The following is a 21936-nucleotide window of genomic DNA, read 5'->3' as shown; positions in this document are numbered from 1 at the left end:
ATCCTACTGCCGCGGGCACAGCTCTTGGCGTAAATTTGGCAAGCAGCGTTGCTGTTTGAAACCCCAGTTTTACTCCCATTCAATCGTTGCTGGTGGCTTAGATGACACATCATACACCACACGTGAAACATCTTTGATTTCATTCATGATACGGGTTGAGATTTTATCAACTAAGTCATACGGTAAATGAGCGAAACGCGCTGTCATAAAGTCAACCGTTTCAACCGCACGAAGCGCAATCACCCATGCATAACGGCGACCATCACCAACAACACCCACCGATTTTACAGGTTGGAATACTGCAAATGCTTGCGCAGTTTTATCATACCAACCGCTTGCACGAAGCTCTTGCATAAAGATGTCATCAGCAAGACGTAGAATATCCGCATATTCCTTTTTCACTTCACCCAAAATACGCACGCCCAAACCTGGACCTGGGAATGGATGACGATAAAGCATTTCGAATGGAAGACCGAGTGTCGTTCCTAAACGGCGTACTTCATCTTTAAACAAATCACGAATCGGCTCAACCAATTCAAAAGCTAAATCTTCTGGTAAACCACCGACGTTATGGTGTGATTTAATCACATGTGCTTTACCATTTTTAGTGGCAGCAGATTCGATCACATCTGGGTAAATCGTACCTTGAGCAAGGAAATTTACGCCATCAAGTTTACGTGCTTCTTCAGCAAAAACTTCGATGAATTCACGACCAATAATTTTACGTTTCTTCTCAGGATCAACTTCACCCGCTAACGCAGTTAAGAAACGCTGTTCAGCATCAGCACGAATCACACGGATGCCCATGTTTTTTGCAAACATGTCCATCACTTGTTCACCTTCGTTTAAACGAAGTAAACCATTGTCTACAAATACGCAAGTCAACTGATCGCCAATCGCACGGTGTAAAAGTGCAGCAACAACAGAAGAATCAACACCACCAGAAAGACCTAATAGAACTTTTTGATCGCCAATTTGCTCACGTAATTGTTCAACACGTAAGTCGATGATGTTTTCAGAATTCCAAAGATTGCGACATCCGCAAATCCCATGCACAAAGTTCGATAATAACTCTGCACCTTTCGCTGTATGTGTCACTTCAGGATGGAATTGAACACCATAGAAACGGCGTGTTTCATCACTTACCGCAGCAAATGGACAGCTTGGTGTACTTGCAGTAACAGAGAAACCTTCTGGAATCACACTGACTTTATCGCCATGACTCATCCAAACATTAAGCTTGTCGTCACCATCATTGAGATCACCCAACAATTGATCACGAACCAATACATCAACAGCAGCATAACCAAATTCATGTACTGTACCTGGTTCTACTTTACCACCAAGCTGTTCAGACATGGTTTGTAAACCATAGCAAATACCTAAAACAGGTACGCCTAATTCAAATACCAACTGCGGTGCGCGTGGACTACCTTCTTCATGTACGCTTTCAGGGCCACCTGACAAAATAATCCCATTCGGATTAAATGCACGAATATCTTCTTCAGACATATCGTATGCATACATTTCAGAGTAGACACCTGCTTCACGCACACGACGTGCAATCAGCTGGCTATATTGAGAGCCGAAATCCAGAATAAGGATGCGATCTTCAGTAATTTGAGTATTGGTCGTCATGGCTAATCAGAAAGGCAAATGAATTAAGCGCCATATTCTAACATTTTTCACGCTTTGGCGCATCGCAATTCATCATCTATCTTATTTTTTAACTTTTATCACCAATCATGACTGATATTTAAACTAAAATTTCATAAAATGATGCCTAAAAAGAGTGTTAAATCAACTCTTCTTGGCGATTCTGATCAACAAAAAATAAAATTTGGTGCTAAGATGATGAGCCGAAAAGATGCATGACCACGGAAAGGTATGCTGTCGGCATCATCGTTTCCTTTTTGTGCGACTGCACTATCCTTGGAAAGAGGAAAATAAAAAGGTAACTAAAAGCCTAAAAGATATTGGCTCAGTCAATATTGTAAAATATTTCACTATCATCTATGGCTTGCCCTATAACGAGCAACAATTAGGACTTGAAGGACCAATAAAATAATGTTTCAAGAAATGATTGCGGATTTTCAACAGAATTTCTGGTTATATATTTCAATCCCGTTTATTAGTGGCTTTATTGGCTATGTAACCAAAGTTATTGCCATTCAAATGATGTTTGCACCACTTGAATTTAAGGGACTAAGATTATTTGGTCTTCCAATCGGATGGCAAGGCATCGTCCCTCGCAAAGCTGAAAAAATGGCGACCATAGCCGTTGAGTTAATGACCTCAAAGTTAATTCAACCCCAAGAAATTTTTGCCAGACTAGATCCGAAAAGGATTGCTCAAGAAATTGAAAAACCACTAATGGCTGCCGCTGAAGACATTACCCGTGAAGTTGCACAACAATATCAACCGGGTTTATGGGAAGGTATGCCTGAGTTCGCACGAAAGAAATTAATTAAGCGAGTTCAAGCCAAAGCCCCTGAGATTGTTGAACATATCATGGGCGAAGTGCAAAAAGATGTCATCAAATACTTTGACATCAAACACATGGTGATTAGCAATCTCCTCAAAGATAAGCGTCTTCTCAACGAAATTTTCAAAAAAGTTGGCAAACAAGAGTTTAAATTCTTTAGTAACGTCGGTTTTGTCTTTGGCTTCGCTATTGGTGTGGTGCAAATGTTGTGTTGGGTAGTCACTCAAGGAAAATATCCTTGGATGCTGCCAATGTTTGGTGGATTTGTTGGCTTTTTCAGTGACTGGATGGCTTTACAAATGATGTTTAGACCACTGTATCCCAAAAAGGTATTGGGTTATACGTGGCAAGGTTTATTCATCAAACGTCAAAATGAAGTTGCAGCCGATTATGCAGCCTTAATTTCCAAGCAACTGCTTACATCACGCAATATGATGGAAGAACTTTTTTCTGGAACCAATTCAGATAAAGTGATCGAACTCGTCAGCCGCCATGTCAAACAAGAAATTGATTTACAGGCAGGTATTGTTCGTCCATTGGTTGTTTATGCGATTGGTGGTGAAAAATATCAAAATCTGAAAGCAGAAGTTGCTGAGCGTATTTTAAAACAACTCCCAGAAACGATGCGCTATGTAGAGTCTTATGCCGAAGATGCCATGGATGTTCGCACGACCTTAGTCGAACGAATGCAAAAATTAAGTCCTGAAGAATTTGAAGGCATGCTCCGCCCTGCATTTAAAGAAGATGAATGGTCATTGATCATTGTTGGCGCAGTACTAGGTTTCCTTGTTGGGGAAATGCAAATTCACTTTATGCTCTAAAGCAATACCATCAAAATCAAACAAGGAAGCTTCAGCTTCCTTGTTTTTTTATGACTAGTGCATCTACTTTTCAATTTTGATCACTTCAATGTCAGTGGGTTTATAGCGGTGGGTATCCACCTCTCCCACTAGCCGAACATGATCACCTACTTTCAAGCCTGCTTTACGCCAAATATCATCATCAATTTCGATGCCAATCGTGCCACTCCGATCTTTAAATTCGTAATGATCACTTCGCAAATGTTTCGTAATTTGACCTGTTAAAGTAACACCTGTTTCATCTGCCAATTTCGTAGCCTGAGCGACACTTACATTATTTTTCGCTGCTTCTTGCACAAGCACATGATCATCTTTTCCTGCCCAAGTTGATGTTGATAAACCAATTAAAATTGCTATTCCACAAGGCATCAAGATTTGTTTCATTGAATATCTCCTCCAGTTCTTGTCTTTATTATTATCTAAACAGAGATAAGCCCTTGCTTCGGCTTCTGTTTGTAATTAAGCATTAACTTTATCTGTATAAAAACCGATCCCCACTCATTGACGTAGAGATCGTTTTAAATGGCTCATTATTTCTCAATCAGATGATCTAAGCTCAAACGACCAGCACCATGCAACATTAAATAAAATAAACCACCAGACATAGCTAAGTTTTTCATAAAGTTGATTTGTTGCATTTGATCATCTGCACCGTGGAAAATGAATGCGGTAATAATGCTAAAGATACCTAAACCAAATGCAGCTAAACGGGCTTGAAAACCAAATAACAGCGCAAGTCCACCACCAAACTCAACCAAAATGGTCAAAGGTAACAATCCAGCAGGCACACCCATCGATTCCATATAACCCGCTGTAGCGCCATAAGCACTGAGCTTGCCCCATCCTGCAATGATAAAAATATAGGCCATTAGGATACGAGCAACAAGCGTAACGATATTTTCTACACCTGACTGCGTTACGATATTTTTTACGATAACATTTGGATTAAACATAATTGATTCCACACTAGTTGTTTTTTAATATAGAAACAGTTTATGTGTGTTTTATTTTGCAATAAACATTATATTAATTAATGCATCGTTCTATATTTGCAACAAACATTGTTATTCCAGATCAAAATTAATCATGTCGCTACTCAATCAATGTTACCAATTAAATTGGTTTTTATACTGACATTCTATAGTTGCACTGCTAGGATTTAGCTCAAATTTATACTGTTAACAGCTTCATGGAACTTATTGATTTTATTCTGCACGTTGATGAACACCTTTTAGAATTCATTACCAATTATGGCGTATGGATTTATGCCATTTTATTTTTAATTATCTTTGTTGAAACAGGCCTCGTAGTGATGCCTTTTTTACCTGGAGATAGCTTATTATTTGCTGCGGGTGCACTAGCAGCATCAACTGGTGCGATGGATCCGTGGGTGCTCGGTATTTTATTATTTATTGCCGCAGTATTAGGTGATACCGTAAATTACCACATTGGGCGTTATATCGGCCCGCGTGTATTCGAAATGAATTCACGATTTATCAATCAACAACATTTACTCAAAACACAGCAGTTCTTCCAACGTCATGGCGGTAAAACTATTATTTTTGCCCGCTTTGTTCCGTTTGCACGTACCTTTGCACCATTTGTCGCAGGTGCAGGCAGTATGAATTATAAATTTTTCCTCACCTATAACGTAATTGGTGCTTTTTGTTGGATCGCATCATTTATTACTTTAGGTTATATTTTTGGTAATATGCCAATCGTTAAAGATAATTTCACCCATTTAATTTTTGGCATTATTATCATCAGTATCTTGCCGGGCGTTATTGGTTTTGTTCGGCAAAAACTAAATGAGCGTAAAGCTCAATAAATTAAAATAATCGAAAAATCATTGGCAACATACAGATCAGTAATAACATTGCCGACCCTTTATATAAATGGTCGGCTTTAATTCCATTAAAACTCCCAACCAGAAGTGCTCGTCCGAAGTACATCCAAAAAATACTTACAGGGATTAAGATCACACTAAAAATCGCAAAAACTAGCACTGCATTTTCAATCGAATTCCACGTTTCAACAGGAAAAATACCTGCCGCTAAAAGCACTGTTTTTGGATTTTTTAAGGTCGCGCTAAATAATTTTGTCTTACGTATCTTCTGATGGCGTTGATCATATTTTTGCAAATGCGCACTTTTCCAAAGATGAAATGCCATCCAAAGTACCAATGCTAAACTCACCGTATGTAAAATCAGATCTAAAGCTGGCCAAATCGGCTCAAAAAGATGAATAAATAATGCCCACAAACTTATGCCATATACATATCCCAACCATTCAATTGGAATGAAGATTATCGTCTTAAAAGCCCCTTGTTGATGAGTTGCACTGGCGAGCAATGCATTGGTTGGACCTGGAATAAGTAACACTGCCAACATCGCCAAAACAAAAAACCAACTGTCAATCATAAAGATACCGAACCACTATGTAGGTCGCCACCTTAAACGAATTTGAAGCAAAAAAACAAATTTAGGGGAGAAAATTAGGCTATAAAAATTAAAGAAATGAATATAAAGATTACTAAGATATTGTTTTATATATTTTTATATTGAAACATTTTGCTAAAATTTAGTTATTTATCACTGTAATAAATTACAGTGATAAATAAATTTCAACTTATGACTTTGAACGTGGCTTGACCACAATTGCACAACCTTTGAACTGTGCGGCTTGCACAATTGCATCCTGCTGACCTAATAAGTTAGCGAGCTCGGTGTTCTTGGTATTCATTGACTGCCCCATATTTAATGAGATTGTTGGTGAAATTCCCCAGCCACCGCCTCTTGCCCAACCACCACCAAGCCCAACACCGACACCCACCCCAGTACGCTTAGGTGTCTGCACACCATTATCGATGTATTGTTGAACACGATTATATTCAGCTTGCAACTGTTGGCAGTTTAAAGCTTGGTACTGAGTTGGTGAAACATAAGACGGCTTAACCGTTGATGCGCAAGCACCTAATAACATACTGAGTGCTAACACAGGCATCCAATATAAGCGTTTCATAAGATTCTCTTATTTTTTTGATTCAATCTCACCAAATAAAGTGACGTAAGCTAAGGTCAACTTATGTTCTGATGCCAAGTGAATCAAGGGTAAATTCTTTTGATGTGATTCTTTCATCAACACGGATGGCGGTAACATGCTTGCTAAAACAGGTAAACCTTCATCTTTTAATTGTTGAACCACTTCACGCGGTAATTTTGCCTGAGATTGGAATTGATTCACGACGATTCCCTCAATCTCTAAGCGATCATTATGATCATCTTGGGTTTCGAGTACATTTTCAATCAAAGTTTGTAACGCACGTTTCGAAAACACATCACAGTCAAATGGAATCAAGACACGATCTGCGGAAATTAATGCCGACAAGGTAAAGAAATTAAATGCGGGCGGTGTATCAATGAAAATACGATCATAACGTGCACTGAGTGACTGAATCGAATCACGCAATTTATAGATTTTATGTTTGCTTTCTAAAGCATGTTCTAGCGCGCCAAGGCTTGGGCTGGCAGGAATCACATCTAGATTTTCAAAAGATGTCCGATGAACATAACTCTCTAAACCTTTGCCTCGTGGTGCTTTTAGGATCGAGCCGATGGCATTGCTAATTAATCCCTTCTGCTGCGTGCTGCCTAAAATATCATCAAAGAAATTTTCAATGTTTGGCTCTAATGCTGCTTTGTCAGCAGAATATGTTGCATCTTCACCTAAAAGGTACTGGCTTGAATTTGCTTGTGGATCAAGATCAATCACCAAAGTTCTTAAACCTTGCTTAGCACTAATTGCAGCTAAGTTGACTGTAATACTTGATTTCCCTACACCACCTTTTTGGTTAAACACCACACGAGTTAACATGATTTCCCTCTACAAGATTTTTGTAAACTGCACGCAGTTTAACTTAGTGCCAAAACAATTACTAAAACAATGTCAAACAATTACGCAAAAACAGGTTTAATGATGACTAAGCCAATAATACCAACTAATGCCACTGTACCGATCAACAAACCAGCACGGCGCTGTTGCAATAACACACTGCTGTCTTTTTTATAGGTTTTGATCAAAGATGACCACAAGACAAAAAACAAAATCACTTTGGCATAAAACCAAGGTGCTACGTCAAAGTTCTTCATCACGACTAAAATAGCCCCTGTCAAAATAATCAGGGTCAGCGACAAATGTTGTAAACCGACGAGACCTTTAAAACCTTTTGGATTGGGTTGTTGATTTTGTACACCGATAAATAAACTCGCTGCACGAAGAACAAAAGCAATGATCAACAAGCTCACTGCGGACATATGAATAATTTTGGTGACTAAATGTGCGTCCATGATCAATCCTTAACTTTTAGGTGCATGCGCGCATTCAGGACTGGCTGGCGCTTGCCCTTGCCATTCACTTGCCACATAAGCATGAATCGCTAAAGCATGGATTTTCCCAGGATTCATTAACTCAGTCGCAACAGCATAGATTTTTTGATGACGCTGTACCAAACGTAAGCCCTGAAATTCATCACTCACCACAATCACTTTAAAGTGTGATTCTTTACCAGGAAAATAACCACCATGCCCTGCCGACTCATTGATAACCTCAAGATGGGTAGGTGTTAAAGTTTGCAAACGTTCAATCAACTGTTGTTCTAAGTTCATCAGTCACTCTATTAAGGTCAGATTGAGATAGCCCATTAGTATACATGACCCGACCTCTAGAGAAAATTTTGTACAAAATTTTGCCTTTCCGCTTTTTAAAAGCGCAGAAATGCTTTTATTTTATGCAATTAATCATTTTCTTTGCATAAAATTATTGACCCTATTTTTGCATAATGTATTATACACGGCATGCGGGAATAGCTCAGTTGGTAGAGCATAACCTTGCCAAGGTTGGGGTCGGGAGTTCGAGTCTCCTTTCCCGCTCAAATTTTTTAGTGTAAGTTTTAGTAAAAACTGCTCAATAAGCGGGAATAGCTCAGTTGGTAGAGCATAACCTTGCCAAGGTTGGGGTCGGGAGTTCGAGTCTCCTTTCCCGCTCCAGATTCAAAAAAACCCTAATCGAAAGATTAGGGTTTTTTCTTTTTGATTATTAATAATATTTTTTCTAAAACCTATATATTTTAGCTTTATAAGAAGCCCTAAGAATTTTTAGATAACGTGTTTTTTATACAAGTACGTGGCTTTGTTGCACAAAGCTATTCTTGAAGTCTTCATCAACAATATAATTTCTAGATGAAGAAGTCTGCACCTAAAATCTACCGTACAACCAATTGGTCCTCGTATAACCAAGCTTTAATCAAGCGAGGAAATATTTCAATCTGGTTTGATCCTAAGACCCAATGGTATGCACAGCCACAAGGCAAATACGGACGAAATCAAACTTATTCCGATACAGCGATTCAATACTGTTTAATGATCAAATCTCTATTCCATCTTTCTTTACGTATGGTCACTGGCTTTGCTCAAAGCCTGATTAAACGCTGTGGTTTGAATTGGACAGCACCAGATTACTCCACCCTCTGTAGACGACAACAGCATATTGATATTGCGATAAGCTATCAGAAAAGTCGTGATGGGTTACACGTACTCGTCGACTCTACAGGGTTAAAATTTTTAGGTGAAGGCGAACGGAAGCGTAAGAAACATTAACCTGAATATCGTCGCCAATGGCGCAAACTTCATATCAAATACGAGCAGTTCAGCTCACAACAAACAATGTGGCAACGGAAACGACTCTACTCGGGGACTGGATTATCAAAACTCCTTCTTCCAGACATGCTTTTGTTGCGCTAAATGAATATTCTATGATGCCCCTTGCCAAAACGGTCGGAATAGATGTCCCTGAGATTCGCTTAGTGGATATGGCAATTTTACAAGACCTTCCACCATTAAATTTACCCCAAGAGCAATATGCTTTCGCAATCAAAAGATTTGATAGAGAGAGTACTGCTGATACTACAGAGCTTATTCACATCGAAGATTTTGCTCAGATCTTCAGCGCATATCCACATCAGAAATATAGCACCACAAATTATGAGCAGATAGGAAAGATCATTTATCAATTTTCAGATAAAAAATTATTGATATTCAGCAATTTGCTAGCCGTTTACTCATAAATATTTTACTCGCCAATGGAGATGCACATTTAAAGAACTGGAATATAATTTATTAAGATAAAAGTGCACCAAGATTATCACCCGCATACGATATATTAATGACTAGTGTATATATTGAAAATGAGCATCATTTCGCATTAAATCTTGCCAAAAATAAAGATTGGTATCTAGCTGAGATAAAGCATTTTAAGCAATGGGCAGAAAAAGTAGGCGTTCCATGGCGTATCATCGAGAAGCAACTTCACGATATTATGGATAATGCTCGACCATTATGGCCAGCGCTATTACTAGACTTACCTATAACTTCCGCTCATAAAGAAAAATTAAGAGCACATTGGGAAAAATTTCATCCAGACTTTCTGATACTTACAGATGATTAGGGCAACCAGTAACAAGACTAAAATTTTTCAAACAAGTTCATCACGTCATTTTCCGTCAGTTTCACTTCGCCTTCATGATCTGTACTTAGAATAGAGTGTGCCAGTTTTGCTTTATTTTGCTGTAAGACAAGAATTTTTTCTTCTATGCTTTTATTGGTAATCAGCTTATACACAAATACCGACTTGTCCTGTCCAATTCGCCATGCACGATCTGAAGCTTGATCTTCAGCAGCAGGGTTCCACCATGGATCATAGTGAATGACTGTATCTGCGGCAGTTAGATTCAGACCGACCCCTCCTGCTTTCAGACTGATTAAAAATACCGACACTTGTCCAGACTGAAATGCTGTAATGACTTCATCTCGCTTTTTGGTCTGCCCAGTCAGCTTCACATAGCCAATTTCTACATGATGGAGCTGTTGCTCAATCAGTTCCAACATTGAGGTAAACTGAGAGAAGATAAGAATTTTTCGCCCCTCTTCCACCATTGGAACGACCATATCCATCAACTGTTCAAGTTTGGCAGAATGTGCCTGCGCGGTTTTCACTGAATCCAGCTTTAGTAAGCTAGGATGGCAGCACACCTGACGTAGCTTCAGTAAGGCATCTAAAATTTGAATTTGACTACGTTTAAAGCCTTTTTCTGCCACAATTTTCTGAATGCTTGCCTGCATCGTGGCGCGAACAGCCTCATATAACTTAGATTGCTGGTCATTCATATCAATATTGACTTCAATCGTGGTTTTTTCTGGCAACTCTTTGACTACGTCAGTTTTCAAGCGACGTAAAATGAAGGTCTTAATCCGGTTGACCAGCTTTTGTCTTAACTGCTGATCACCGCGTTTTTCAATCGGATGACGGTATTTTTTATTAAAAATTTCTTGTGAATATAAGAATCCTGGCATCAGGAAATAAAATAGTGCCCACAGCTCACCCAAATGATTTTCCATCGGGGTACCTGTTAGACACAAACGATGTCGTGCTTTTAATTGCCTTACTACCTGTGCAGCTTTGGCACGCGGATTTTTGATATTCTGCGCCTCATCCAAAATGAGTTGATGATATTCATATTGCTTTAGTTGTTCTTCATCTCTCGCCAGAAGCGGATAGGTGGTTAACACAATGTCATAGTGCGGAATCTGCTCAAAATACTGATGGCGGTCGGCCCCCTGTAGCAGCAATACCTTGAGTTCAGGGGTAAATTTCTCTGCTTCTTTGAACCAGTTATGCATCAGCGATGTGGGTGCAACAATTAGGGCAGGACTGTCATGCAAATATCCAGCCTGTTTTTCCATGAGTAAATGGGCTAAAGTTTGTGCTGTTTTCCCCAAGCCCATATCATCTGCCAGAATCCCGCCATGCTGGGTTTCCCTTAAAAACTGTAACCAGCCTAAACCCTGCTGCTGGTATGGACGCAATTCCCCCTGAAAACCTTGTGGTGTCGGCAGTTGTTGCTGATAGCCTTGTTTGAATTTCTGTACAAATTGTTGCAGACGATCACTGACCTGCCATGTCATCCCAAGATTATGCTGCAATTCTAATAATTGACTCGCATCATAGCGATCAATACTGCGCTCTTCTTGCTGTAAAATGCTCTGCAGATGCAACAATACCGGCTTAATATCCCTAACGGATAAGGCCAAATCAGGTTGATCAACTGCAGTTTTCACGGTGAAAATTTGACTGTCATGCAGATGAATAAAAGTCCGCGGATCAAGTAAATCAGGATTTACTCGCACCAAAGCTACGAGCGCATCAAGCAAATTATAAGAATTGCCTGCACTGTCTTGAACCGTCGCACCGATATTGAACCAGTCCTGCTGACCTTCAGATTCAGTGATAGAAATATTTAAATTTTCAACATATTGCACATTAAAAGGGCTGTTCTCCAGATGCTCTATCTGCCAGCCCATCAGCTCAATTTGATTGATGGGCATCAGCTGTTTGATCCAGTCTCCATAGAAAGCAAAAACCATAGAATCAAGACGTTGTTTATCCAATTTTAATTGCTGGTCATAACTAAAATCTTTCACCCACTTCAGTGATTCGACCAATAGCTGTAAACGCTGGATTGACTGTTGTTCCTGAACTAAGTCCCGAAGCTGTCGCACCATTTTACCATGCTGTTCACCAATAAAACTGTCACCTGATGTACCTGCTTTAATTCGCCCACCTGCATAGGAGAATTCAATTTCAGCACAAACAGACTCTTCCCATTTCCAATCAAATTTATCTAAAACACCGAAGCGTAAAATTGGCTGGGGACTACCCTTAATGACATCAATATGCTGAATAGACTCGGGTTGAGGCAGATTTTTCACATCTGAATATTGATGAGTCAGTCTCTCAAACTCTGGCAAGAGCATAGTTGGAAGATCAGGCATCTGTAAAAAATGGTACAGAAGATTTGCCGTATATTCACCATATAACTGGCCCACCGTGTTCTGTTGAATATCCACATAACATGGTGGATGGCTCGCGAGAATCTGAATATGTGGATTTGATTTTAAATCGAGTCGAATATCACCATTAACCAATTCAATGTTTAAATGCTCTGTCTGTTTGTCTACACCTTGTTGCCAGATCAGTTCGATGTGATAGCCTTGTTCTGACCATTGAAGTGCAGCATGGCTCTTTTTTTTCCAGTACACATCGCCACTTTGAATAAAAGATTTGAAATGCTCCAATAAAATGCCGGAGATATCAAGATTGCTTTGATAAAAGCGATCGTCGCTGTTTATTTTGGCGCAATAATAAATCTGGTTAAATAATTGTCGTTTTTGTTCAGGTAAAGTCAGATGCTTTCTGGTGATATTTTCATATTGGGTATAATAACTTTCCCCTGCAATTGAGCCGTTTTTATTGCGTCTGGCCTTCTGAACATCAACTGTCAATTTCTTTAAGCTGACAGACTGATCTAGCAGGTAAATTAAATAATTGTTTGTTTTGACAGATTGCTCAGGTTCAGTCTGTTGTAAATACCGTTTAAAATCATTCAACCAGCGCTGCGCCTGATCATCCCCCCATTGGCGTTTTGCGATTCCTTGCGGAGATTGAGATTCAGCATAACGCTGTTGAAATTCCTGACGATATTCTTGAAAGAATAACCGCGCTAAAGCAGCAGCATGTTTACAGTTATATCCAACCGGACAAGTGCAGTCGTCATCGATTAAACGGTCTTTTTGGGGATTATAGGTAATCGCAGTATCATAATAATCTGTCCCTTCAATTTGGGCATACATGGTGATACCATCTTTTTCCTCAAAGAACTCAATCGTTTCCCTATCAATGTGTTTAGCATAGCTAAGACTACGCTGAATAGTTGCAGTACTAAAGCGAGATAGAAAATTGATCAATGAGGACATAATTACTAGAGACTAAAAATATTTATACAATTATAACGGACAAAGCTGTCATTTCAGAACAGTAGGGCTTTATTGCACAAAGATTTATAATTTGAAGCATCCCCCAACTTACCCAAATGTAAATTATAACTCGCTATCTGGTAGTGAACTTTGATGTTTTTTCTATTGGCTGGCGTAGATACTTCTAAGCTGCCTAAGGTATCAGCAAAGACAGCCCCCTGCCCATCAACCTCGTTGCTCCAAACCACTTGTGCCAGATATTCCAGATTAACCTGATAGCAAATACAGGTTCTTCGCGACAACAGGCGAAACTGATTGAGCTTAAAGCAAGTTGTTAGGCTCTGTTAGATTTTAAATATCTAATTAGACTTCTTTAATCTAATAGGATCTAATCAGCCCATAAAGCACCTCATTACCGATCAACGAGCACAGTTCATAACTCCATTATTTTGTGGTTTAATACATATATATAAACATAAGACACAATATTATGGATTTAAAATTCAAAAAACCTGAAGAGGTTGTTACTTTATTATGTGAAAGGCTTCGCAAAGAACGACTTTATCTGGAAATGACTCAGGCAGACGTCGCTACACGTGCTGGTATTAGTGTGAATACAGTATCTAATCTGGAAGCTGGTCGAAATGTTTCATTTGAAAATTTAGTACGCGTTGCCATGGTATTGGGCCGATTAAAAGAATTAGAGGAACTCTTCAAACCTCATTTAAACAGTGTAAATGACATTCTCCGCTATGAGAGCAATACGGCTCGCCAACGTATCAAAAGGAAATAAGTCCATGCTCAAAAAACTTAATGTTTACTACAATGGATGGGGTGAATATTGGCTTTGGGGTACACTGGTCTCCTCAACCGCAATCACAGGTCGGCCATTAATCGCCTTTGAATACAGTGCAGAAGCGATCAGTAAAGGTTTAGAACTTTCCTCTTACCTACTTCCATTAAAAGGTGACTCATTAAGAACGAACTTTCCTACACATCAAATGGGATTGCCAGGTCCTATATATGATGCCTTGCCCGATGGTTGGGGCATGCTTCTTATGGATCGCTTATTTAAAAAAAATGGACTCAATCCAGCACGGATTGGGCCATTAGAACGACTCAGGTATATTAATACACATGCAATGGGGGCATTATCCTTTGAACCTTCAGCACCTGAGTTAGCATTAACTGAAAATATTCCACTGATTAAACTCGCTCAAGAAGTTCAGGAAGTTCTCAAAGGAGAAGGTGCAGAATTTTTACAGCATTTATTAATTATGGGTGGATCTCCACAAGGTGCAAGGCCAAAAGCGCTCGTCTACCGTGATCCTGTTACCAACGAATTCTCAACAGTTAGCTCACATCAACATGAAGCATGGTTGATCAAATTTCCCGCTCAGCAAGAGCATCCTGAAGTTTGTGCAATTGAAGCTGTTTATGCAGAATGTTTGCGTCATTGTCATATTGACACCCCTGATACTCAATATTTTACTCTTCCGAATGGATTAACCGCATTTGCATCAAAAAGATTTGACCGCCACGATGGCATGCGTATCCCTATGCAAAGTTTAGCGGCCTTCACCGGAGCTGATTTTAAATCACCAGGGAGTTTAGACTACAGTAATTTTCTTCGCGCTACACACTTTTGCACCAATGATGTTCGCGAAAAAGCAATTGCATTCAAGCGAGCTGTTTTCAATGTAGTCTTCAATAATCGAGATGATCATTGCAAAAACTTTTCATTTCTAATGTCCCAAAATGGGCAATGGAAACTCGCCCCTGCCTATGATGTTACTTTCTGTGAAGGGCCAGGGGGATATCATCAAATGGATATCATGGGTGAGGCACTGGATATTCCTCGACAAGCTCTTGTAAAACTTGGTACTCAGGAAGCGGAACTTTCTGCCCAAGAAGTCGATGAAATTATTGGCTCGATTTGTAAGGTTGCAATCCGATTCAGTGATATCTCTCATGATCTATTACCTGGACAAATTCAAGCAGAGACTCTCCACATGATCCAAAATAGGATTGCACATAATATTCATTTATTGAATTGAATATAAAAAATTTTCATGAGGATCAAGATTCATTATATTAAGTTATATATTGTTATTATTTCTCATGAAAATCAGCATCAAAACATAGGTAACTTTTATGAACTAAAACATCTAAAATAAAGTGACCAAAACCACATTAAATGATCTAAATTGCTAAAAATTTTACTCCACCAAAACATATACTACTAATTAAATCATATGCTTATAATTGAGGTGATTTAATGGAGTAAATCTCGGTGACTATTTCCAAGGTTGGGGTCGCGAGTTCGAGTCTCGTTTCCCGCTCCAAATTTAAAAAGCCCTAGTCGAAAGATTAGGGCTTTTTTCTTGCCGAGATTTAAGCAATCATCCATGACGACAATAAAAAAGGTGTTTCCATTTGCATAGAAACACCTATGTTGTTATTTAAGCCAACATCTCAAACTAAGCAGCAGACTTTTCCTGTAATCGGCGCATTCTTGGTTTATACAGCACACGATAGGTCACACTTAAAATCACAATCCAAACGGGACTGACATACAAGGCTTTCAATGTATCGGGTTCAAGGGCCAAAATCACTAAAGTAAACATCAGGAAGGCGATCACGACGTAAGACATGAATACCCCACCCGGCATTTTAAAGGTCGATTGAGCATGTAATTCTGGGCGTAACTTACGATAGCGGATATAGCACACCATAATCAGACTCCATACACTGATAAATAGAATCACGCATAAAGAGCTTGCTAAGGTAAATGCTTCAATCGTGTTTGGCACAAAGTATTGTAGTACCGCGCCTCCCATGATGAATACACAAGAGAAGATTAAACCATTGGCTGGAACAGCACTTTTTGATAAGCGACCAAAAGCATTAGGCGCCTGACCATCTTTCGATAAACCAAATAACATCCGACTTGTTGAGAACACACCACTATTCATGGATGACATCACCGAAGATAACACCACAAGATTCATGATAATCGCAGAAGTCACAATTCCTGCATTTAAGAATAATTCAACAAACGGACTTTTATCCGCACGAATATGATCCCATGGCGTCACAGACATCACGACCAACAACGCCAATACATAGAATAGGATGATACGAATGGGAATCGCATTAATTGCTTTGGGTAAGTTCTTATGTGGATCTTTAGTTTCAGCAGCAGTCGTTCCAATCAACTCGATACCAACAAAGGCAAAAACTGCAATTTGGAAACCTGCCAAGAAACCATCGACACCTTTCGGGAACATGCCCCCATGCGACCAAATATTGCTGAATGAGGCAACTGTGCCATGCGGTGCGGTAAAATGACTGAAAATCATATAACCACCCACCGCAATTAATCCCATAATTGCTAAAATTTTAATCAGTGCGAACCAGAACTCAACTTCACCAAACAATTTGACGGTAAGTAAATTCAATGCCAAAACGAATAATACGCAGCCTGCACTAATCATCGCTTGTCCGACTGGTGTAAAGGTCATACCTTCGGGCAGCCAAAAGCCCAGATAGTTAATCACCGCAGCCAAGTCTGCTATCCCGACCAAAACCCAACCGAGCCAATAGGTCCAACCCAAGTAATAACCTGCCCATGGACCAATTAGATCATGCGCCATATCAACGAATGATTTGTACTGTAAGTTTGCAAGTAATAACTCTCCTAATGCACGCATCAGGAAAAAGAACATGCCACCAATAATCATGTAAATAAACAGGATTGATGGACCTGCAAGGGAGATGGTTTTGCCTGAACCCATGAACAGTCCAGTCCCAATCGCGCCACCAATAGCAATCAATTGCAAATGGCGATTGGAAAGTTTTCGTTGTAAGTCTTGAGGCGCTTGTTCGCCTTCTGACTGATTTTGAATCACCGTCATAATAAAAGTTCCTTTTTACTACTTCCTAAAATGAATCCGTCGCTAATTTATGTGCTTATCTCGCGGTCTTTTTTAAAGAACGAATTCATTTTGATTACTCGAAAATACATATCTGAAACCGTTTGAGTGATTGCAAATACGTTACTTTTCTTGTTTTTAATCATGTTTAAACAAAAATAAAGCTGATCGCTTTATTTTTGTGCTGCAATCACTGCAATTTCAATCAGCCATTTTGGATTGACCAAATCGGCTTGAATGGTGGCACGCGATGGTGCAACACTGTCTTTTAACCAATCCACATAAATCGCATTAACCTTTGGAAAATCAGCAAGGTCTTTCAGAAAAAGCTGAACCGAAAGTAATCGCGATTTATCACTATTTGCTAAAGCAAGTAACTGTTCAATCGTTGCAAGAATATCTCTCGTTTGCCCCTCAATATCTAAATCGGGGTTTTTAGGGACTTGTCCTGATAAATACACCACTTGATTAAAGACGGTGACAGCACTCATCACTTCGGTGCTATTGATTTTCTGGATATCTGAATGTGACATGATGACTTCCTTAGTCTTGAGTGATAAATGGAACTCGTGCAGTTACACCACACATGAGTTCATAGCCAACTGTGCCTGAGGCTGCTGCAACATCATCGATAGATAGAATTTGTCCTGTTTTGGAGGTTCCCCAAAGTACAACTTCACTGCCAATCTCAGCATTCGGTACTGGCGTTAAATAAACTGCCAACATATCCATACTGACTCGTCCAATAGTTCGAGTACGAATTCCATTGACTAAAACAGGGGTGCCTGTAGGAGAAATACGCTGATAACCATCTGCATAACCACATGCCACAATGCCAATGGTCATCGCATGCGCAGCGACAAAATTCGAGCCATAGCCCACACTTTCATTGGCATTTAACTGTTGGATTGCAATCAGTTCACTTCGCAAACTCATGGTCGGCGCAAGCCCCCAATCTTGAATACTATGCTGAGGATAATCGGGAGAGCTTCCATACAGCATGATGCCGCCACGGACATAATCGGAGTGTAGTTGAGATGAATATCTGAGGATGGCGGCACTATTGCTCACCGATCTTTCCCCAGGTAAATCTTGAATGGTGCTTTCAAATTCTGTGAGTTGATAATCCACGCCAGCTTGATCAAAACGCTCCCCATCTGCATCAGAGAAATGGGTCATATGCGTGATTTTAGCAACATGATTAAGGCGTTGCAGATGCTGCCAGACTTTGCGGTATTGTTGTGGCTTGAAACCTAATCGGTTCATACCACTGTTCATTTTTAAGAAAATATCAAACTGTGCGGGGTAAATATGCTGCTGTACCCATTCAACTTGTTGCTCATTGTGAATGGTAAAACTGAGTTGATACTGGACACAATCAAATAAATCTTGAGGAGAGAAAATCCCTTCGAGCAATAGAATAGGCCCTGTCCAACCGAGTGCACGTAGGCGTTTTGCTTCTTCAATATCCAGTAAAGCAAAACCATCTGCTGTTTTAAATGATTCATAAACACGTTCAATACCATGTCCGTAAGCATTGGCTTTGACTACAGCAAACACCTTGCTATCTGGAACACTTGCTCTCAAGACCTCGAGGTTTTGACGCAAAGCCTGAGTATGGATGACCGCAGTAATTGGGCGAGGCATAATAAACTTCCTTGTACGCTGTAATTATGCTGCGTGTGAATAGCGCTGAATGGACAAACCATCCGTACTAATATCTGTGCGATGATTCATCACCAGATCACTAATTAATTTTCCTGAACCACATGCCATCGTCCAACCTAAAGTGCCATGTCCAGTATTCAAGAATAAATTCTTATACTGGGTCGCACCGATAATCGGGGTACTATCAGGTGTCATTGGACGTAAGCCCGTCCAGAACGAAGCTTGCTGTAAATCACCGCCAGGGAATAAATCTTGAGTCACCATTTCTAAAGTGGCACGACGGTCTTCATTCAAGCCCAGATTAAAACCACTCAATTCCGCCATACCACCAACACGAATACGTTGATCAAAACGTGTAATCGCAACTTTGTAAGTTTCATCTAAAACGGTGGATTGTGGTGCAAGTGCAGGATCAACAATTGGAATTGTTAATGAATAGCCCTTCACTGGATATACAGGCAAATTGAGCGCCAATGGTTTGAGGAAGTCACGAGAATAACTACCAAAAGCAAGAACAAAACGGTCGGCTGTTAAAACTGCTCCATTGACCATGACGCCTTTGATTTCATCGCCTTCAACAATTAAGTTTTCAACATTCTGATCAAACTTAAACTCCACACCCAAATCTTGTGCCAGTTTTGCCAAGGCATTGGTGAATAAATAACAATCACCTGTCTCATCATTTGGCAAATGTAAACCACCCACTAACTTATCGGTATGTGCTAAAGCAGGTTCTACGCGTGCTAACTCTTGTGCATTAAGTAAATCGAAATCCACACCACATTCTTTGAGTACTTGAATATCACGTTGCACCGCCTCTAGCTGAGCGTCATTACGGAATACTTGCAACGTACCTCTAGAACGATTTTCGTAATTAATGCCGGTTTTTGTTCTTAGATCACGCAGACAGTCACGGCTATATTCAGCAACACGCATCATGCGCTCTTTGTTCACTGCATAGCTTTGTGGATTACAGTTTTTCAGCATTTGAGCCATCCACTGTAACTGCCACATACTGCCATCAATATTAATCGCTAGTGGTGCATGATGTTGGAACATCCATTTAACTGCTTTAAAAGGAATTCCTGGCGCTGCCCACGGTGTCGAATATCCTGGGGAAATTTGCCCTGCATTACCAAAGCTGGTTTCTTTGGCAGGACCTGATTGACGATCAAGCACAGTCACTTGAGCCCCTTGTTGCGCAAGGTAATAAGCACTTGCCACACCAATAACACCACTTCCTAAGACGATGACGCGCATAACAATCCCTCACGCACACTAGTTTATTTAACTAGTATATTTTTGCATCAACAGTTTTTTTCACTATTTTTAGGCTTATAATCTAGGTAATTTCATGTTTTCGTCGTGAAAAAATTAAAATAGAAGGGAATAATCTATGCGTAAATTAGACCGTATTGATCGCCTGATTTTAGATATTCTGCAGCGTGAAGGTCGGATTGCGATTAGTGAGCTGGCTTTACGTGTCAATTTGTCCACCACCCCGTGTTCAGAACGTGTTAAACGCTTAGAGCGTGAAGGGATCATTATGGGTTATTACGCGCGACTCAATCCTGCCCATGTTGACCGCAGTCTTTTGGTATTTTTAGAAATTAAACTTTCAGCCAAATCTGGCGATGTTTTTGATCAGGTTGCACGTGATCTAGTTGATATTCCTGAGGTGCTAGAATGCCATCTGATCTCAGGTGAGTTTGATTATTTAGTCAAAGCTAGACTGAAAGAAATGAGTGCTTATCGACGTTTATTGGGGGATCTACTGAAAAAGCTGCCTGCTTCGGCCTCGTCACATAGCTATGTGGTGATGGAGGAAGTCAAAGAAGGCTTATACCTTGATGTCAGCAAATAAAGTACGCACGGTTCAGAGCGTACTTTAGAGCTAAAGTCAGAAGAGCTAAAAATATTTTAAGATCGAAATCTGTTTATTTTGATGCTTAAAATTTGAGAACCATTGCACTACAGGATAAAGTGCAAAAGACAGTGCAATACTCATCAGCCACATCATCCAAACATGGTCGACAGAAAAATAGTGTCCATGATTGAGACCCCAGATACTCACTGCAAGCACATACAACAGTTTCAAGACATATAAATGCAAGAGATAGAAGAACATTGGCACAGAACCAAATACAACCAGTGGTCTAAACCATCGTTGTTGCTGCCAACGCTCAAACAGCACCAAAATAATCAGCCCAATACCAACATTCCATAAAATAAAAAGCAATGACGGTGGGTATTTGGTCAAATTAAAAAAGCTCATGAGACTTAATGAGAATGTGTCAAAGTGCTGCCAAGGCTGGTCACCATAGATATTGATCAAACGTAGTACAACAAACAAACCAATACTGAACACACCCATTGAAACCAAGTAGGTATTTCTTTGTTTTGCCGTATATTTTTGACTGAAAAAATGTCCCAAAGCAAAACCTAACAAAATCACACCGATCCACGGTAAAACAGGATAAGAACTTCGCAATTTGATCCCAGCAAACTCCATCCAACCACGTTCATGTAAGATCAGCCAAAGTGTCTGCATCCAACTTCCTTCGGCAAAATGAACCGAGTCCAGTAAGTTATGCCCAAAAATAATTGCACATGCACTCAGCACAATTATCGGTAAAGGCAGGCTAATACATGCTGCCAAAGCCAACATGCTCAGGCCAATTGCCCAAATGACTTGCAAATAAATGACCTCAGGTGGAAAAGTTGCAGTCCAAGCAAAATTAACCAACGTCAGCTCAAGCCCAATCAGAAATAAACCACGTTTGAATAAAAAAGTTCGCGTTTGCTGCACGCTTTGCGTCTTTGAATAAAACAAAAATGCTGAAATACCCGTTAGCAGCACAAAAACTGGTGCACAAAGATGTGCCAATAAGCGACTTCCAAACAATGCAGGTTCGGTCATGACGATGTCCATCGGGTCACTGACCTGCTTATGCAGATAAAAGGTTTCCCTCACATGATCGAGCAACATAATCAGAATAACCAAACCACGTAATGCATCTATCGACTGTAAACGTTGCGTATTTTTTTCGACTCGCATAGTAAAAATAAACAAATTAATGTAATGTTATACTATTACATTAAATCTATTTTGTCTTTATTTG

Annotated in this window: 21 protein-coding genes, 2 tRNA genes and 1 pseudogene; 10 read left to right on the top strand and 14 right to left on the bottom strand. The window is 39.8% G+C overall.

The window, feature by feature from the left end:
- Positions 1-69: 69 nt before the first annotated feature.
- Entirely contained in the window at positions 70-1638 is a 1569-nt protein-coding gene (gene guaA, locus O1449_RS00565; protein ID WP_269229118.1) for a glutamine-hydrolyzing GMP synthase, read from the bottom strand.
- A 441-nt stretch (positions 1639-2079) separates the two neighbouring features.
- Here guaA and O1449_RS00560 point away from each other — a divergent pair, with 441 nt between their 5' ends.
- Positions 2080-3306, top strand: a complete 1227-nt coding sequence (locus O1449_RS00560; protein ID WP_269230486.1) for a DUF445 family protein — start codon at positions 2080-2082, stop codon at positions 3304-3306.
- A 63-nt stretch (positions 3307-3369) separates the two neighbouring features.
- On the opposite strand, the gene O1449_RS00555 is transcribed toward O1449_RS00560, so the two are convergent.
- Both O1449_RS00555 and O1449_RS00550 read right to left on the bottom strand, forming a co-directional pair.
- A complete protein-coding gene (locus tag O1449_RS00555) occupies positions 3370-3729 on the bottom strand; it encodes a NirD/YgiW/YdeI family stress tolerance protein (protein ID WP_269238857.1) in 360 nt (119 codons plus the stop codon).
- 146 nt (positions 3730-3875) lie between these two features.
- Positions 3876-4298 (bottom strand): DoxX family protein, encoded by a 423-nt coding sequence (locus O1449_RS00550; RefSeq protein WP_269238856.1) that lies wholly within the window; start codon positions 4296-4298, stop codon positions 3876-3878.
- A gap of 236 nt (positions 4299-4534) precedes the next feature.
- On the opposite strand from O1449_RS00550, the gene O1449_RS00545 reads away from it, so the two are divergent.
- On the top strand, positions 4535-5173 hold the full coding sequence (locus tag O1449_RS00545; RefSeq protein ID WP_005218868.1) for a DedA family protein: 639 nt from the start codon (positions 4535-4537) through the stop codon (positions 5171-5173).
- 1 nt (position 5174) lies between these two features.
- Here the strand turns inward: O1449_RS00545 and O1449_RS00540 are convergent, their stop codons facing one another.
- From O1449_RS00540 to O1449_RS00520, 5 genes are all read right to left on the bottom strand, one after another.
- On the bottom strand, positions 5175-5765 hold the full coding sequence (locus tag O1449_RS00540; protein WP_269238855.1) for a threonine transporter RhtB: 591 nt from the start codon (positions 5763-5765) through the stop codon (positions 5175-5177).
- Between the two features lie 208 nt (positions 5766-5973).
- Positions 5974-6366, bottom strand: coding sequence for a hypothetical protein (locus O1449_RS00535; protein WP_269238854.1), 393 nt, complete (start codon positions 6364-6366; stop codon positions 5974-5976).
- A gap of 9 nt (positions 6367-6375) precedes the next feature.
- On the bottom strand, positions 6376-7218 hold the full coding sequence (locus O1449_RS00530) for a ParA family protein (protein WP_269229123.1): 843 nt from the start codon (positions 7216-7218) through the stop codon (positions 6376-6378).
- An 80-nt stretch (positions 7219-7298) separates the two neighbouring features.
- Positions 7299-7691 carry a SirB2 family protein gene (locus O1449_RS00525; RefSeq protein ID WP_269238853.1) on the bottom strand — a complete coding sequence of 131 codons (393 nt, stop codon included), beginning with the start codon at positions 7689-7691 and terminating at the stop codon, positions 7299-7301.
- Between the two features lie 9 nt (positions 7692-7700).
- On the bottom strand, positions 7701-8009 hold the full coding sequence (locus O1449_RS00520) for a BolA family protein (protein ID WP_269238852.1): 309 nt from the start codon (positions 8007-8009) through the stop codon (positions 7701-7703).
- 191 nt (positions 8010-8200) lie between these two features.
- On the opposite strand from O1449_RS00520, the gene O1449_RS00515 reads away from it, so the two are divergent.
- From O1449_RS00515 to O1449_RS00495, 5 genes and pseudogenes are all read left to right on the top strand, one after another.
- Positions 8201-8273: transfer RNA gene (locus O1449_RS00515), tRNA-Gly, on the top strand.
- Between the two features lie 41 nt (positions 8274-8314).
- Positions 8315-8390, top strand: a tRNA-Gly gene (locus O1449_RS00510).
- A gap of 192 nt (positions 8391-8582) precedes the next feature.
- A pseudogene (locus O1449_RS00505) lies at positions 8583-9115 on the top strand (IS5 family transposase); the annotation flags it as partial.
- Positions 9101-9466, top strand: a complete 366-nt coding sequence (locus O1449_RS00500) for a HipA domain-containing protein (RefSeq protein WP_269239645.1) — start codon at positions 9101-9103, stop codon at positions 9464-9466. The pseudogene O1449_RS00505 and the gene O1449_RS00500, both read left to right, overlap by 15 nt.
- A 98-nt stretch (positions 9467-9564) precedes the next feature.
- Entirely contained in the window at positions 9565-9846 is a 282-nt protein-coding gene (locus O1449_RS00495) for a hypothetical protein (RefSeq protein ID WP_269229125.1), read from the top strand.
- Between the two features lie 17 nt (positions 9847-9863).
- Here O1449_RS00495 and O1449_RS00490 read toward each other — a convergent pair whose 3' ends face one another.
- Positions 9864-13211: a DEAD/DEAH box helicase gene (locus O1449_RS00490; protein ID WP_269238851.1), complete on the bottom strand. Its 3348-nt coding sequence runs from the start codon at positions 13209-13211 to the stop codon at positions 9864-9866.
- 490 nt (positions 13212-13701) lie between these two features.
- Here O1449_RS00490 and O1449_RS00485 point away from each other — a divergent pair, with 490 nt between their 5' ends.
- Complete coding sequence (locus tag O1449_RS00485) at positions 13702-14004, top strand: helix-turn-helix transcriptional regulator (protein ID WP_000364388.1); 303 nt, start codon at positions 13702-13704, stop codon at positions 14002-14004.
- 4 nt (positions 14005-14008) lie between these two features.
- The gene (locus tag O1449_RS00480) at positions 14009-15268 is read left to right on the top strand and encodes a type II toxin-antitoxin system HipA family toxin (protein ID WP_269238850.1); all 1260 of its coding nucleotides are present in this window, start codon (positions 14009-14011) and stop codon (positions 15266-15268) included.
- 423 nt (positions 15269-15691) lie between these two features.
- Here O1449_RS00480 and O1449_RS00475 read toward each other — a convergent pair whose 3' ends face one another.
- The 4 genes from O1449_RS00475 to O1449_RS00460 all read right to left on the bottom strand — a co-directional run bounded on the left by O1449_RS00475 (position 15692) and on the right by O1449_RS00460 (position 20074).
- Positions 15692-17128, bottom strand: coding sequence for an amino acid permease (locus O1449_RS00475; RefSeq protein WP_269238849.1), 1437 nt, complete (start codon positions 17126-17128; stop codon positions 15692-15694).
- 191 nt (positions 17129-17319) lie between these two features.
- Positions 17320-17679, bottom strand: coding sequence for a RidA family protein (locus O1449_RS00470; RefSeq protein ID WP_004665264.1), 360 nt, complete (start codon positions 17677-17679; stop codon positions 17320-17322).
- A gap of 10 nt (positions 17680-17689) precedes the next feature.
- On the bottom strand, positions 17690-18793 hold the full coding sequence (gene alr, locus O1449_RS00465) for an alanine racemase (protein ID WP_241340974.1): 1104 nt from the start codon (positions 18791-18793) through the stop codon (positions 17690-17692).
- A gap of 24 nt (positions 18794-18817) precedes the next feature.
- Positions 18818-20074 carry a D-amino acid dehydrogenase gene (locus O1449_RS00460; protein WP_269229131.1) on the bottom strand — a complete coding sequence of 419 codons (1257 nt, stop codon included), beginning with the start codon at positions 20072-20074 and terminating at the stop codon, positions 18818-18820.
- Between the two features lie 136 nt (positions 20075-20210).
- Here O1449_RS00460 and O1449_RS00455 point away from each other — a divergent pair, with 136 nt between their 5' ends.
- Positions 20211-20678, top strand: coding sequence for an Lrp/AsnC ligand binding domain-containing protein (locus O1449_RS00455; protein ID WP_269229132.1), 468 nt, complete (start codon positions 20211-20213; stop codon positions 20676-20678).
- Positions 20679-20723: 45 nt separating this feature from the next.
- Here O1449_RS00455 and O1449_RS00450 read toward each other — a convergent pair whose 3' ends face one another.
- A complete protein-coding gene (locus O1449_RS00450; protein ID WP_269238845.1) occupies positions 20724-21872 on the bottom strand; it encodes a DUF1624 domain-containing protein in 1149 nt (382 codons plus the stop codon).
- Positions 21873-21936 lie beyond the last annotated feature (64 nt).

This window comes from Acinetobacter sp. TR3 (assembly GCF_027105055.1).
GTDB lineage: Bacteria > Pseudomonadota > Gammaproteobacteria > Pseudomonadales > Moraxellaceae > Acinetobacter.
The sequence above is the reverse complement of the archived record's forward strand: the minus strand, read 5'-3'. Positions and strand labels throughout refer to the sequence as shown.

Excerpts from the sequence above, each read along its gene's own strand:
- guaA (WP_269229118.1), bottom strand. The coding sequence starts at position 1,638 with ATGACGACCAATACTCAAATTACTGAAGATCGCATCCTTATTCTGGAT.
- O1449_RS00560 (WP_269230486.1), top strand. The coding sequence starts at position 2,080 with ATGATTGCGGATTTTCAACAGAATTTCTGGTTATATATTTCAATCCCG.
- O1449_RS00555 (WP_269238857.1), bottom strand. The coding sequence starts at position 3,729 with ATGAAACAAATCTTGATGCCTTGTGGAATAGCAATTTTAATTGGTTTA.
- O1449_RS00550 (WP_269238856.1), bottom strand. The coding sequence starts at position 4,298 with ATGTTTAATCCAAATGTTATCGTAAAAAATATCGTAACGCAGTCAGGT.
- O1449_RS00545 (WP_005218868.1), top strand. The coding sequence starts at position 4,535 with ATGGAACTTATTGATTTTATTCTGCACGTTGATGAACACCTTTTAGAA.
- O1449_RS00540 (WP_269238855.1), bottom strand. The coding sequence starts at position 5,765 with ATGATTGACAGTTGGTTTTTTGTTTTGGCGATGTTGGCAGTGTTACTT.
- O1449_RS00535 (WP_269238854.1), bottom strand. The coding sequence starts at position 6,366 with ATGAAACGCTTATATTGGATGCCTGTGTTAGCACTCAGTATGTTATTA.
- O1449_RS00530 (WP_269229123.1), bottom strand. The coding sequence starts at position 7,218 with ATGTTAACTCGTGTGGTGTTTAACCAAAAAGGTGGTGTAGGGAAATCA.
- O1449_RS00525 (WP_269238853.1), bottom strand. The coding sequence starts at position 7,691 with ATGGACGCACATTTAGTCACCAAAATTATTCATATGTCCGCAGTGAGC.
- O1449_RS00520 (WP_269238852.1), bottom strand. The coding sequence starts at position 8,009 with ATGAACTTAGAACAACAGTTGATTGAACGTTTGCAAACTTTAACACCT.
- O1449_RS00495 (WP_269229125.1), top strand. The coding sequence starts at position 9,565 with ATGACTAGTGTATATATTGAAAATGAGCATCATTTCGCATTAAATCTT.
- O1449_RS00490 (WP_269238851.1), bottom strand. The coding sequence starts at position 13,211 with ATGTCCTCATTGATCAATTTTCTATCTCGCTTTAGTACTGCAACTATT.
- O1449_RS00485 (WP_000364388.1), top strand. The coding sequence starts at position 13,702 with ATGGATTTAAAATTCAAAAAACCTGAAGAGGTTGTTACTTTATTATGT.
- O1449_RS00480 (WP_269238850.1), top strand. The coding sequence starts at position 14,009 with ATGCTCAAAAAACTTAATGTTTACTACAATGGATGGGGTGAATATTGG.
- O1449_RS00475 (WP_269238849.1), bottom strand. The coding sequence starts at position 17,128 with ATGACGGTGATTCAAAATCAGTCAGAAGGCGAACAAGCGCCTCAAGAC.
- O1449_RS00470 (WP_004665264.1), bottom strand. The coding sequence starts at position 17,679 with ATGTCACATTCAGATATCCAGAAAATCAATAGCACCGAAGTGATGAGT.
- alr (WP_241340974.1), bottom strand. The coding sequence starts at position 18,793 with ATGCCTCGCCCAATTACTGCGGTCATCCATACTCAGGCTTTGCGTCAA.
- O1449_RS00460 (WP_269229131.1), bottom strand. The coding sequence starts at position 20,074 with ATGCGCGTCATCGTCTTAGGAAGTGGTGTTATTGGTGTGGCAAGTGCT.
- O1449_RS00455 (WP_269229132.1), top strand. The coding sequence starts at position 20,211 with ATGCGTAAATTAGACCGTATTGATCGCCTGATTTTAGATATTCTGCAG.
- O1449_RS00450 (WP_269238845.1), bottom strand. The coding sequence starts at position 21,872 with ATGCGAGTCGAAAAAAATACGCAACGTTTACAGTCGATAGATGCATTA.